Source organism: Streptomyces sp. NPDC046859, from assembly GCF_040645135.1.
Lineage (GTDB): Bacteria > Actinomycetota > Actinomycetes > Streptomycetales > Streptomycetaceae > Streptomyces.
Genome location: NZ_JBEYXR010000014.1, coordinates 191721 through 203775, shown reverse-complemented (window position 1 = coordinate 203775; position 12055 = coordinate 191721). Strand labels below are relative to the sequence as shown.

Annotated in this window: 13 protein-coding genes and 1 rRNA gene; 11 read left to right on the top strand and 3 right to left on the bottom strand. The window is 70.6% G+C overall.

Annotation, left to right across the window (positions count from 1 at the left end):
- The 10 genes from rrf to ABZ899_RS22180 all read left to right on the top strand — a co-directional run.
- A 5S ribosomal RNA gene (gene rrf / locus ABZ899_RS22225) occupies positions 1 to 92 on the top strand; the annotation flags it as partial.
- A 62-nt stretch (positions 93 to 154) separates the two neighbouring features.
- The gene (locus tag ABZ899_RS22220) at positions 155 to 799 is read left to right on the top strand and encodes an HAD family hydrolase (protein WP_361348745.1); all 645 of its coding nucleotides are present in this window, start codon (positions 155 to 157) and stop codon (positions 797 to 799) included.
- Between the two features lie 70 nt (positions 800 to 869).
- Positions 870 to 1631 carry a VC0807 family protein gene (locus ABZ899_RS22215; protein ID WP_361348727.1) on the top strand — a complete coding sequence of 254 codons (762 nt, stop codon included), beginning with the start codon at positions 870 to 872 and terminating at the stop codon, positions 1629 to 1631.
- Between the two features lie 60 nt (positions 1632 to 1691).
- Positions 1692 to 2912, top strand: a complete 1221-nt coding sequence (locus ABZ899_RS22210) for an MFS transporter (protein WP_361348724.1) — start codon at positions 1692 to 1694, stop codon at positions 2910 to 2912.
- On the top strand, positions 2863 to 4029 hold the full coding sequence (locus tag ABZ899_RS22205; protein ID WP_361348721.1) for an acetoin utilization protein AcuC: 1167 nt from the start codon (positions 2863 to 2865) through the stop codon (positions 4027 to 4029). The genes ABZ899_RS22210 and ABZ899_RS22205 overlap by 50 nt, the downstream gene beginning before the upstream one ends.
- 83 nt (positions 4030 to 4112) lie before the next feature.
- Positions 4113 to 4928: a phosphatase gene (locus tag ABZ899_RS22200; RefSeq protein ID WP_361348718.1), complete on the top strand. Its 816-nt coding sequence runs from the start codon at positions 4113 to 4115 to the stop codon at positions 4926 to 4928.
- A 129-nt stretch (positions 4929 to 5057) separates the two neighbouring features.
- A complete protein-coding gene (locus ABZ899_RS22195; protein ID WP_004984898.1) occupies positions 5058 to 5270 on the top strand; it encodes a helix-turn-helix domain-containing protein in 213 nt (70 codons plus the stop codon).
- A gap of 152 nt (positions 5271 to 5422) precedes the next feature.
- Positions 5423 to 5521, top strand: a complete 99-nt coding sequence (locus ABZ899_RS22190) for an AURKAIP1/COX24 domain-containing protein (RefSeq protein WP_003948845.1) — start codon at positions 5423 to 5425, stop codon at positions 5519 to 5521.
- Between the two features lie 188 nt (positions 5522 to 5709).
- Positions 5710 to 6771 carry an NAD-dependent epimerase/dehydratase family protein gene (locus ABZ899_RS22185; RefSeq protein WP_361348716.1) on the top strand — a complete coding sequence of 354 codons (1062 nt, stop codon included), beginning with the start codon at positions 5710 to 5712 and terminating at the stop codon, positions 6769 to 6771.
- 14 nt (positions 6772 to 6785) lie between these two features.
- On the top strand, positions 6786 to 7838 hold the full coding sequence (locus tag ABZ899_RS22180) for a lysophospholipid acyltransferase family protein (protein ID WP_361348714.1): 1053 nt from the start codon (positions 6786 to 6788) through the stop codon (positions 7836 to 7838).
- A 96-nt stretch (positions 7839 to 7934) separates the two neighbouring features.
- On the opposite strand, the gene ABZ899_RS22175 is transcribed toward ABZ899_RS22180, so the two are convergent.
- The 3 genes from ABZ899_RS22175 to ABZ899_RS22165 all read right to left on the bottom strand — a co-directional run bounded on the left by ABZ899_RS22175 (position 7935) and on the right by ABZ899_RS22165 (position 11442).
- The gene (locus tag ABZ899_RS22175; protein ID WP_361348711.1) at positions 7935 to 9179 is read right to left on the bottom strand and encodes a DUF5667 domain-containing protein; all 1245 of its coding nucleotides are present in this window, start codon (positions 9177 to 9179) and stop codon (positions 7935 to 7937) included.
- Between the two features lie 250 nt (positions 9180 to 9429).
- The gene (locus ABZ899_RS22170) at positions 9430 to 10203 is read right to left on the bottom strand and encodes an ECF subfamily RNA polymerase sigma factor, BldN family (protein ID WP_361348708.1); all 774 of its coding nucleotides are present in this window, start codon (positions 10201 to 10203) and stop codon (positions 9430 to 9432) included.
- Between the two features lie 318 nt (positions 10204 to 10521).
- Entirely contained in the window at positions 10522 to 11442 is a 921-nt protein-coding gene (locus ABZ899_RS22165; RefSeq protein ID WP_361348705.1) for an HAD-IB family hydrolase, read from the bottom strand.
- A 120-nt stretch (positions 11443 to 11562) separates the two neighbouring features.
- Here ABZ899_RS22165 and ABZ899_RS22160 point away from each other — a divergent pair, with 120 nt between their 5' ends.
- Entirely contained in the window at positions 11563 to 11850 is a 288-nt protein-coding gene (locus ABZ899_RS22160) for a glutaredoxin family protein (protein ID WP_361348703.1), read from the top strand.
- Positions 11851 to 12055: the final 205 nt, after the last annotated feature.

The window sequence follows — 12055 nt, the reverse complement described above, 5'->3', positions numbered from 1 at the left end:
CGCCCGGTTACATTCCGAACCCGGAAGCTAAGCCTTACAGCGCCGATGGTACTGCAGGGGGGACCCTGTGGGAGAGTAGGACGCCGCCGAACAATTTTTGGGAAAGGGCCCACACCTTATGGTGTGGGCCCTTTCTGCATTTAAGCTCGGACTTATGCGCTATGACCTCGTCATTTTTGACAACGACGGTGTTCTCGTCGACAGCGAGCCCATTTCCAATCGGCTCCTCGCGGCCTATCTGACCGAGCTCGGGCACCCGACGTCGTACGAGGACTCCATCAGGGACTACATGGGGTCGGCGATGCACCGGGTGCACGACCTGGTGCTCGATCGCACGGGGGAGCGGCTTCCGGCGGACTTCGACGACGTTTTCCACGCCCGGGTGTTCGCAGCGTTCGAGCGGGAGCTGAAGCCCGTGGCCGGCGCCGGGGACGTCCTGGAAGCGCTCGCCGCACGTGGAGTGCCGTACTGCGTGGCCTCGTCAGGAAGCCATGAGCGGATCAGGGTGGGGCATCGGACGACGGGCCTGGACCGGTGGTTCGACGACGCGCGGATCTTCAGTTCGCAGGATGTGGGGCGGGGGAAGCCCGCACCGGACCTCTTCCTCCATGCCGCCCGGCGGATGGGGGTCGCGCCCGAGCGGTGTGTCGTCGTCGAGGACAGTCCGCTGGGGGTGCGGGCGGCCGTGGCCGCGGGGATGGACGTCCTCGGGTTCACCGCCATGACGCCGGCCGCGCGGCTGTCCGGGGCGATCGAACTCTTCTCCGACATGGGCGAGTTGGCCGACCTGTTGGGCTGACATTTGTCATGCCGAGGTCCGGACGATCGTTTCTACCGGGGACCCCCGCCCGGCCGCGAAGCTTATGGGCATGACGACGAACACGGGGACGACCGAGGGAAGCACGACCGGTGGGCGGAAGAGGCCGCTGCGGAACTTCCTGCCGTTGATCATCGATGTGGCGGTGCCGCTCGGGGCGTACTACCTGCTGAAGAACGGCTTCGGGATGAGCACTCTGACGGCGCTCGCGCTCAGCAGCGTGGTGCCGGCCGTGCGCACCGGGTGGAGCGTGTGGAGGGCGCGGGAGGTCAACGGGATGGCCGCGCTCATCCTGGTGGTGAACGTCGTCTCGCTGCTGCTGAGCTTCGTGGCGGGTGACCCGCGGCTGATGATGGCCAAGGACAGCGCCATCAGCAGCACGATCGGAATCGGGATCATCGTGTCGGTGGTGCTGGGCAAGCCGATGATGACGGCGGGGATGAAGCCCTGGGTGGTGAAGGGCGACGCGGGCCGGGAGGCCGCCTGGGCCCGGCTGCACGGGGGGTCGGCACGGTTCCGGCGGGCCGAGCGGATGTTCTCGCTGGTGTGGGGTGTGGTCCTGCTCGCCGAGTGCGTGGTGCGGGTCGTGGGGGCGTACACCCTGCCGGTGGACACCATGGTGTGGCTCGGCAATGTGATCATGATCGTCGCGATGGTGCTCGGTTTCGTCGTCGGTGGGGCCCTGGGCGCAGGGCCGATGGCCGCGATGGTCGTCGCCGAGGCGAAGGCGTGGGCCGAACGGGACGCGCGCGAGGGCCAGCCCGCGGTGAACGGTCCGTCCATCGCGCCCCTGATCGCCGCCGGTCGAAGCTGAGGGGAATTCACCTTTGGCTGGATCTACCCACGGATACCCCGGGGCCCTACGCTCGCCGCCATGACTGATGTGCTGCGGCGCGGTAGGGCCTCGCTGGCGTTCGGTTTCTTTGCCCAGGGCGTCGCCTTCGCCCTGCTGGTGACGCGGATCCCGGCCATTCAGGACCGGTACGGGGTGTCCGACGCGCTGCTGCCGGCCTTTCTCGCGGCCGTGCCGATCCTCGCCGGCGTCGGCAGCGTCACGACCGAGCGGCTGGTGCGGCGCATCCGCCCGAGCCGGGTGCTGCGCTGGTCGCAGCCCGTGGTGCTGCTGGCGCTGCTCGGTGTGGGAGCCGGGGACCGCATGGTCGGACTGGCCGTCTCGCTCGCGGCGTTCGGACTGGCCGTGGGCGCGCTGGACGCCTCGATGAACATGCTCGGGGTGAGCCTGCAGCGGGCGTACGGCCGGAGCATCATGCTCAGCTTCCACGCGGCGTACAGCCTGGGCGGGATCGTGGGGGCCTCGCTGGCGTGGGCGGGGGCGCACTGGGATCTGCCGCTGGCGGTGTCGTATCTGCCGGTCGTCGTGGTGCTGTTGCCCGCGGCGCTGGTGGGGAGCCGGTGGTATGTCGACGCCACGAAGACGCAGACGCCCGTAGCGCAGGACGCGGGGGAGGGCGGGCAGCCCGTCGTGTTCAAGGCGCTGCTGCCGCTTTGTCTGGTGATGACCTTCGCGTACATCGGGGACTCGACGGTCTCCAACTGGAGCGCGAAGTATCTCCAGGACGTGCTCGGCAGCTCCGAGCAGCTGGCGACCGTGCCGTACAACGTGTACATGGTGACCACGCTGCTGGGGCGGGCCATCGGGGACTTCGGGGTGCGGCGGCTCGGGGCGGTGGCCGTGGTGCGGCTGGGGGCGCTGGTGGCGGCCGTCGGGTTCGCGGTGGTGGCGACGGCGCCGGGCGCCTGGTTCGGGATGCTGGGGTTCACGCTGCTCGGGCTGGGACTGTGCGTGCTGGTGCCGCAGACGTTCGCGGCGGCCGGGAGGCTGTTCCCGGGGGCGTCGGACGCGGCCGTCGCGCGGCTCAACGTCTTCAATTACGTGGGGTTCCTGATCGGTTCGCCTCTGGTGGGGGCGCTGGGCGACGCGTGGAGCTATCGCGGGGCCATGCTGGTGCCGATGGTGTTGGTGCTGGTGACGCTCGTGTACGCCCCTTCGTTCGCCGCGCGGCCGGACCGATACGGTGGCGGGCATGAGCGGCCGCGCACAGCTGATGTGGGACGAGGCAGTAACGGGCTATGACTTCGGCCGGGACCATCCGATGGACCCGGTGCGCCTCGGTCTGACCAGGAAACTCGTCGGAGCCTTCGAGCTGGACCAGCACATGGACGTCGTCGCGGCCCAGCCGGCCGGTGAGTCGACCCTGCGGCTGGTGCACCGGGAGGACTACATCGCGGCCGTGAAGGCGGCGTCGGCGGACCCGCGGGCGGCCGACCAGTCGTACGGTCTGGGCACCCTGGACGATCCGGCGTTCGCCGGGATGCACGAGGTGTCGGCGCTGATCGCGGGCCAGTCGGTGGGCGCGGCGGAGGCCGTGTGGCGGGGGAGCGCGCTGCACGCGGTGAACTTCACGGGCGGGCTGCACCACGCGATGCCGGCCGGGGCGTCCGGGTTCTGCATCTACAACGACGCGGCCCTGGCGATCGCCCGGCTGCTGGAGCTGGGTGCGGAGCGGGTCGCGTACGTGGACGTCGACGTGCACCACGGGGACGGGGTGCAGGCGGCGTTCTGGGAGGACCCGCGGGTGCTGACGATCTCGCTGCACGAGCATCCCCGGACGCTGTTCCCGCAGACCGGGTGGCCGCAGGAGACCGGGGCCGCCGAGGGGTCCGCGGTGAACGTGGCGCTGCCGGCGGGCACCGGGGACGAGGGCTGGCTGCGGGCGTTCCACGCCGTGGTGCCGGAACTGCTCGCGGACTTCAGCCCGCAGGTGCTGGTGACGCAGCACGGGGCCGACACGCACTTCGAGGATCCGCTGGCGCATCTGGCGGTGTCGCTGGACGCGCAGCGGGCCGTGCAGGTCGCCTGCCACGACCTGGCGCACGAGCACGCCGGGGGGAAGTGGCTCGCGCTGGGCGGTGGCGGGTACGCCGTGGTCGAGGTGGTGCCGCGGTCGTGGACGCATCTGGTGGCGATCGCGGCGGGGCGGCCGATCGAGCCCACGACGCCGGTCCCGGAGAGCTGGCGGCAGGAAGTGTACGCGCGGACCCGGCAGTTGGGTCCGGCCCGGATGACCGACGGGCGGTGGCCGGTGGCCTGGGCGGACTGGGAGTCGGGGTACGACCCCGCGGACCGGCTGGACCAGGCGGTGCTGGCGACGCGCAAGGCGGTGTTCCCGCTGCGGGGGCTGCTCCCTTGAGGAGGCTGTTCCGTTAGCCCGACCGTGCGGTCCTTGCCCGGTTCGGGCGTCCGTCGGGTGTCGGGTCCGCCAGCATCGCTGGGGTGCTGAGTACCGCGGCGCTTCGCGCCCATCTCGTGGCCGTGGGGCTGGCCGGGACGGTGGCGACCTCCCGTGAGGCGAGTCTCAGGAGTTACCGGCTGTTCGCCGCCCGGGATCCCCGGGTGCTTATCGGGCTGGATCCCGAGGGGGCCTGGGGGCAGCGCGAGCTGCTCGCCCTGATGGCGGAGAAGTGTGGGGTTTCAGCCGATCCTGGCTGTGTCTCGGGTCCCGATGCGATCGATCCGGAACGGACTCTGACCGCTCTGGACGCCTTTTCCGACCGGATCGGGAGGATCGCCCAGCGTGGCGGACCGGTGCTGCTCGGCACCGGGCACCCCCACCGGCTGCTCGGGTTCTACGGCGCCCTGGCAGACGCGCTCTCGGCGGCAGGGTGTGCCGTCCTCACCCCGGCGCATGGTCGCCGTGTCGACATAACGACCCGGTTCGGCCTACGTACGTACAACCTCGCCTACGTACGGGGAGTCGCGCTGGTGAGGGCGCCCGACGCGTCCCGCTCCGGTTGTGAGCCCGGCGCACACACCCACTCCCCCCTCCCGGTTCGGGTCGCGCTGGCCGCCGCCGCAGAGGCCGGCGGGCCGCTGCCGCAGCTGGTGATCGGGGACCACGGCTGGGTCTGCGGGGCAGGTCAACTGGGGTTCGAGGCCATCGGGCTCGCCGACACCAACGACCCCGCGCTCTTCGTGGGGGAGGCCGAGGGGTCCGTGTCCGTCGCCGTTCCACTTGATGACGCTGTGCGGTCTGATTACTACCGCCCGCTTACCCGCTACGTACTCAATCGAGCGTGTCTGTCACAGTAGGTCGCCGATGGCTGCACCTCTTCCCCACTCGCATCACCCGCACCTACATTGGGGAGTGAGCACGCAACGACGAAGAGTCACCGGAAGGGGAAGCCGGTGGCCGTCGAGTGCGGAAGGTTCAGGTGTGTCATGGCTGCAGCTGGCGAGAGGCCTCTGAACGAGGTTCAGTTCCTTACCGTGGCGGAGGTCGCCTCGGTGATGCGAGTGTCGAAGATGACCGTGTACCGGCTGGTGCACAGCGGTCATCTGCCCGCGATCCGGGTGGGACGGTCGTTCCGTGTCCCGGAGCAAGCGGTTCACGAGTACCTTCGCGAGAGTTACGTGGGGGTGGAAACCGCCTGACAGCACGGGCCGGGGGGTTCCCGGGACCGCCGGTGACCCCCTCGCCCCCTCGATTACGACCTCAGCGCCGGGGCGGGTAGGCTAGCCCCTCGTAGGTCGTGTGGGCCCATGGCGCCCAAACACCGAGTGATGAGAAGTGAGCGAGGGTAGTCGTGGGCTCTGTTATCAAGAAGCGGCGCAAGCGGATGGCCAAGAAGAAGCACCGCAAGCTGCTCAAGCGCACGCGCGTTCAGCGTCGCAACAAGAAGTAAGCGGCGCCGCGAGAAGCGGCGTGTCTGTGGCCCCCCACCGCATCCGGTGGGGGGCCACAGGTGTATGACGGGGGAATTTCCGTCACGTCACGCATCGGGTGGTCATCACAGCGCAACATCCACCCGCTAAGTTGGCGGCACACGGGGAACTCGGCTGGCGTACGAGGGCTGGAAGGAAGGCGCTGATCTTGGGCAAGGTCGTGCTCGTCACCGGGGTGGCCCGTCAACTCGGGGGCCGCTTCGTACGCCGGATCCAGCGGGACCCCCAGGTGGACCGGGTGATCGCCGTGGACGTGGTCCCGCCCGAGCACCACCTGGGCGGCGCGGACTTCATCCAGGCCGACATCCGGCAGCCCACCATCGCGCGGGTTCTCGCGGAGAGCGGCGCCGACACCGTCGTGCACATGGACGTGACCGGGACCGCGCTGGCCAGCGGCAGCCGGACCACGGTCAAGGAGACCAACGTCATCGGGACGATGCAGCTCCTGGGCGCCTGCCAGAAGTCCCCCGTGGTCGAGCGGCTGGTCGTGAAGTCCAGTACGAACGTATACGGGTCGGCGCCCCGCGACCCGGCCGTCTTCACCGAGACCACCCCGCCCAAGTCCCTGCCCAGCGGCGGCTTCGCCAAGGACGCCGTCGAGGTCGAGGGCTATGTGCGCGGGTTCGCCCGGCGGCGGCCCGACGTCGCCGTGTGCGTGCTGCGGTTCGCCAACATCCTCGGCCCCACCGCGGACACCCCGCTCGCCTCGTACTTCTCGCTGCCCGTCCTGCCGACCGTCCTCGGGTACGACCCGCGCCTGCAGTTCGTGCACGAGGACGACGTCATCGAGGTGTTGCGCATCGCCTCGCACGAGGCGCGCCGGGGCACGCTGAACAGCGGCACCTTCAACGTCGCCGGGGACGGCGTCCTGCTGCTCTCCCAGTGCGCGCGGAGGCTGGGGCGGCCCACGGTGCCACTGCTGCTGCCCGCCGTGACGTGGGCGGGCACGCTGGTGCGTAGGCTGGGAATGTCGGACTTCTCGCCGGAGCAGATCCGGTTGCTCACCCACGGTCGGGTGGTGTCCACGGACCAGATGTGCGAGACCCTCGGATTCCAGCCGAAGTACACGACGGCCCAGACGTTCGCGGACTTCGCGAGCAGCCGCGGCCCGGGATTGCTGCCGCCCGAGGCCCTCGCAGGGGCCGTCGACCGGATCGCCGCGCTGCCCGTCCTGGACGGCGGTCACCCCCCGACGCAGAGCGCCAACTGAGGAGCGCATCAACGATGGCGGACGCCAAGGTCATTCCGTTCGACGACGACCGGTCCCGCGGAGGCGCCGTACAGCGGCCGCCGCGGCGCCGGAACACGGCGAGCCGGCGCCAGAACGGTGAAGGCGGGCCGGTCGGCGAGGTCCAGCCCCTGCCGGGACGGTCCCTCGCGCAGGATGATGTCCCTGTGACTGCTGAGGAAGAGCCGGCCCCGCAGCCCCCGCACGACGGCGGTCTGGAGCGGCGCATCGCGAGCGGCCTGGCCTTCCTGCGCCGGCGCCTCACCGGGGACTACGACGTCGACGACTTCGGGTACGACGAGGAGCTCACGGACCAGGTCCTGATGTCCCTGCTGCGGCCGGTGTACGAGAAGTACTTCCGGGTCGACGTGAAGGGCGTGGAGAACATCCCCGCCAAGGGCGGCGCGCTGATCGTCGCCAACCACTCCGGGACGCTGCCACTGGACGGCCTGATGATGCAGGTCGCCGTGCACGACCACCATCCCGCGGGACGCCATCTGCGGCTGCTCGCCGCCGATCTGGTGTTCATGCTGCCGGTGGTCAACGAGCTCGCCCGCAAGCTCGGGCACACGCTGGCCTGTACGGAGGACGCCGACCGGCTGCTCGGGCAGGGCGAGTTGGTCGGTGTGATGCCGGAGGGCTTCAAGGGCATCGGCAAGCCCTTCGGCGAGCGCTACAAGCTGCAGCGCTTCGGCCGGGGCGGCTTCGTGTCCACGGCGCTGCGCCGGCGCACGCCGATCATCCCGTGCTCGATCGTCGGGGCCGAGGAGATCTACCCGATGATCGGCAACGCGAAGACGCTGGCCCGGGTGCTGGGCATCCCGTACTTCCCGCTGACGCCGACCTTCCCGTGGCTGGGTCCGCTGGGAGCGATCCCGCTGCCGACGAAGTGGACGATCCAGTTCGGCGAGCCGATCCACACCGACGGTTATCCGCCGGAGGCGGCCGAGGACCCGATGCTGATGTTCAACCTCACCGACCAGGTGAGGGAGCAGATCCAGCACACGCTCTACAAGCTGCTGGTGCAGCGCCGGTCGGTCTTCTTCTGAGGGGCCGCCCGACGGCCCTGGCGGGCGCGTACACGACGATGGGGCACCCCCGGTGGAAGGGGTGCCCCATCGTCGTACAGGCGGGTGGCGGAGCCGCTAGCCGGCGTCCTCGCCCTCGATGCCCAGACCGGGCAGGAGGCCCGGGAGCAGGGGCGGGAGAGTGACCGCCGGGCCGTTGGCCGGGGTGGACGCGGACGGCGAGGCGCCCGAGCCGCCGGTGGCCTTGGGCGGGTCGAGCAGGCCACCGGTGTTCCCGCCGAGCAGGCCGTCGCCCTCGCCGGCGGAGTCCTCGGCCGACTTGCTGGGGCCGCTGGTGCGGTGGCCGCCCTCGGTCGAGCCGCTGCCGCCGGCGCTGGGGCGGGCCGACTTGTCGGCGCCGGACGTGCCGGTGGAGGACGAGCCGGAGCCGCCCCGGCCCTTGCCGTCGCTGCCGTCCTTGGCGGGCGGCGGGAGCAGGGACTGGAGCGGGGCGACCTCTTCGTCTATGGCGTCGAAGACGGACGACACCCGGTCGCTGACGTCCCCGAGCTGGAGGGGGAGCCGCTCGCGCATGCTGCCCCACGTGGCGCGGTGGGAGCGGGAGAACGCGGAGAGGGCCTGGATGGGTCCCAGGGAGTCCGGGTCGCGCTCGTACGCCTCGCGCAGCAGCCGGTGGCCCTCGGAGGCGTCGTGCTGCATGCCGGCCAGGGCGCGGCGGATCTCGGCGAGCGACTCGTGGTCGTACTGGCCGCCGCGGCCGCGCTCCATCAGCCTGCGGGCCTCGCTCAGCCGGGTCGAGGCCTGGTCGAGGTAGACGCGCCCGCGTTCGTCCTCGCCGTCGGCCAGGACGTTCAGCTTGAAGTCCTCGATGCCGCGCTTGAGGCCGTAGAGGGAATCGCCGGGCAGGGCGTCGCCGCTGGCGGCGGCCACCCCGCCGAAGGCTCCGGCGGCGACTCCGACGCTGAGTCCGCCGGCGGTGAGTCCCTTGGCGAGGCGTGAGCGCGGGCGGAGTCTGCTCATCGGGGTCGCCCGGTGGGCCCCGCGCGCCCGGTCGGACCGCTGTCCGGGCAGGGTGGGACCCGCCTCGCCCGCCGCGGTGCCCTCTTGGAGCATGGCCTCCATCGCGGCCACGAGCTGGGCTCGCTGCACGACCTTGACCTCGGGGTCCAGCACGGGCTTGGGCAGCTCGCCGAGACCCGTGGCCAGGGCCAACAGGCGCCCTTGCTCGGTCTGTTCCGCAGCAGCCGGTGCCGGTCCCCCGGGCTGCTCGGCCTGCTCGGCCGCCGTGCCCCGGTCGGTCAGCTCCTCCAGGGCCTGGGCGAAGGCGCTCGTCCGCCGGTGCGCCGATACGTTCGCGATCACTGGCGGCACCTCCTCTCGTCATGACGGTCGACTCCCCAGGGGGTCCTGAGGGTTGCACCCCCTGACCATTTCCACACGATCGGGTGATCGAAGTGGGTCAGGGAGTGACCACAGGGAGCCTGCATCCCGCACAACGAGTGGCGCGGCACTTGGGTTACGGACGAAGAATGAACGGGCCGCGAAGTCAACGGACTTTCACCGAGGGTGAGTTGGCGATTGCGGACAGTGCCGGTGCGGTGGGGGGACGCGTTCAGCGCGCGTCGTCCGGGAGCAGTCGGGCGAGGGTGCGGACGGCCCGGTACTGGAGGGTCTTGATGGCGCCCTCGTTCTTGCCCATGACGCGGGCGGTCTCCGCGACGGAGAGGCCCTGGAGGAAGCGGAGGGTGACGCACTCCTGCTGCTGCGGGTTGAGCCGCCGGACGGCCTCCAGCAGCGCGGCGTTGGAGAGCGATTCGAGGACGGAGTCCTCGGGTGAGCGCTCGACCTCGTTGGCGTCGAGCATCTCGCCGGTGGTCACCTCCAGCCGGAAGCGGCTCGACTTGAAGTGGTCGGCGACCAGGTTGCGGGCGATGGTGACGAGCCAGGCGCCGAAGTCCCGGCCCTGCCAGGTGAAGGTGCCGATACGGCGCAGGGCCCGCAGAAAGGTCTCGCTGGTGAGATCCTCCGCGGTGGCCTTCCCTCCGACCCGGTAGTAGATGTAGCGGTACACGGTGTCGCTGTACTGGTCGTAGAGCCGGCCGAACGCGTCGGCCTCGCCGGCCTGCGCGCGTTCCACCAGGTCCATCATGCGCGCGCTGTCGCTGTCCGCGGCGGGGCGGCGGGCGGTCGTCGCGCCGGTCGAGCGCCCCCGTCTGCCGACGGCGGCGCTTCCCTCGGCGAGCGCGTAGCACGGGCCTACGGGTGCGGCGGTTACGGCGAGGGCAGGGACGGCGTACGCGGTGGGGACGAAACCGCGCAACAGGTCGAGGACCGTCGCGCGGAGCGTAGCCAGGCCCGAGGCGTCAACCCCGACGTGTGGGTACACGGGACTCCCAGAGGCAGAGCTTCCATCACATGCAGTACGGGACCGTTCACCCGTCGTAGCGACGGAGGGGTACCGGAATGCGTCTGAGGAGAATAACGCTTCGTGCAGGCACTGCTACGCCCAGTTGCTCAAATCACCGATTGCGTCTCTTCTGTAACCGATTGACGCCCGATCAAGTGCCACAGAGTGACCGTTTGTTGATCGAGTCCGTCCGTCTTCCGGCTGACAACGGGGCGTGTTGTGGCCGTGTGCAGCCAACGTGACTGGACAGACGGGTGCCTGGGCAGAGAGACGACTCGGCCCGCGGGCCGGGCGTGCCTACCGGCGGCGGCGGTGCAGGGCGATCGCGGCCGCCGTGCCCCCGGCCACCGCGCCGACGCCCGCCGCGGCGGGGATACCGACCTTGGCCGCCTTGCGGCCCGTGCGGTAGTCGCGCAGCCGCCAGTCGAGGGTGCGGGCGTGCTTGCGCAGCTTGGCGTCGGGGTTGATCGCGTAGGGGTGGCCGACCAGGGAGAGCATCGGGATGTCGTTGTGCGAGTCGCTGTACGCGGCGCACCGCGACAGGTCCAGGCCCTCCGCCAGGGCCAGGGCGCGCACGGCCTCCGCCTTCGCCGGGCCGTGCAGCGGCTCGCCGACGAGCTTGCCCGTGTAGACGCCGTCCACCGACTCCGCGACCGTGCCCAGGGCGCCGGTCAGGCCGAGGCGGCGGGCGATCACCGTGGCGATCTCCACCGGTGCCGCCGTGACGAGCCACACCTTCTGGCCCGCGTCCAGGTGGGCCTGGGCAAGGGCGCGGGTGCCGGGCCAGATGCGCTCGGCCATGTACTCGTCGTAGATCTCCTCGCCGATCGACTGGAGCTCGGCGACGCGGTGGCCCTTGACGATCGACAGCGCCGAGTCGCGGGCCTCCTGCATGTGCTCGGGGTCCTCGACGCCGGCCAGCCGGAACCACGCCTGCTGCCAGGCGAACCGGGCGAGCTCGCGCGTCTCGAAGAACTTGCGCTTGTACAGGCCCCGCCCGAAGTGGAAGAGGGCGGCGCCCTGCATCACCGTGTTGTCCAGGTCGAAGAACGCGGCGGCCCGTTCGTCGCCGAGCACCGGGAACTCCGGTTCGGTGGCGGATACCTCCGCGACCTCCTGCGAGGACTTGCGCGCTGCCTCGGCCGAGGCCTCGCCAGCCAACACGCTCCGCGCCGTGGCGGGACGCCTACGGGGAGTGAGCCATCCAAGAGCGGCCATGTTCGTGAGCATAGCCATTCCCCCAGGGGCCTCCGGGGCCGCGACGTTCAAAAGTCGTGAACTCTCCGCGACCGCGCAGTTAAACGGCGTGGTCCGACACGTGCGCCGCGGCGCGGGACAATGGCCGGCATGAGCCCCCTCTTCCGTCGCACTCCGGCCAGGCCTCCGCAGGACCGGCTCGTCACCCTCATCGGCAAACCCGACTGCCATCTGTGCGATGACGCGCGGAGCGTGGTGGAGCGGGTGTGCGCCGAGGCGGGCGTGCCGTGGGAGTGGAAGGACATCACCCAGGACCCGCGGCTGCACGACGAGTACTGGGAGCAGCTCCCCGTGGTCCTGGTCGACGGGGAGCAGCACACGTTCTGGCGCGTGAACGAGGATCGCCTCCGCAAAGCACTGACCGAGTAGTCCAAAGTTCTTCGGAAACGGCTTAGGATCGACGGCGAAGTGGTCTCGGGGGCGAGGATCGTCGAGGAGAGTGTGCGGTTTTGCCCCCAGGAGCAGAGGAACGGTGGTGCGTATGCGCCGGTTCCACAGCAGTGCGCCGGGCGTGCGTGAGCCCGGTCACGTTGGGCGGGCAAATCGGACACCATCTTTGTGCACGCGTTCACAA

Coding starts and splice junctions, on each gene's coding strand:
- ABZ899_RS22220 (WP_361348745.1), top strand. CDS start 155: ATGCGCTATGACCTCGTCATTTTTGACAACGACGGTGTTCTCGTCGAC.
- ABZ899_RS22215 (WP_361348727.1), top strand. CDS start 870: ATGACGACGAACACGGGGACGACCGAGGGAAGCACGACCGGTGGGCGG.
- ABZ899_RS22210 (WP_361348724.1), top strand. CDS start 1,692: ATGACTGATGTGCTGCGGCGCGGTAGGGCCTCGCTGGCGTTCGGTTTC.
- ABZ899_RS22205 (WP_361348721.1), top strand. CDS start 2,863: ATGAGCGGCCGCGCACAGCTGATGTGGGACGAGGCAGTAACGGGCTAT.
- ABZ899_RS22195 (WP_004984898.1), top strand. CDS start 5,058: ATGGCTGCAGCTGGCGAGAGGCCTCTGAACGAGGTTCAGTTCCTTACC.
- ABZ899_RS22180 (WP_361348714.1), top strand. CDS start 6,786: ATGGCGGACGCCAAGGTCATTCCGTTCGACGACGACCGGTCCCGCGGA.
- ABZ899_RS22165 (WP_361348705.1), bottom strand. CDS start 11,442: ATGGCCGCTCTTGGATGGCTCACTCCCCGTAGGCGTCCCGCCACGGCG.
- ABZ899_RS22160 (WP_361348703.1), top strand. CDS start 11,563: ATGGCCGGCATGAGCCCCCTCTTCCGTCGCACTCCGGCCAGGCCTCCG.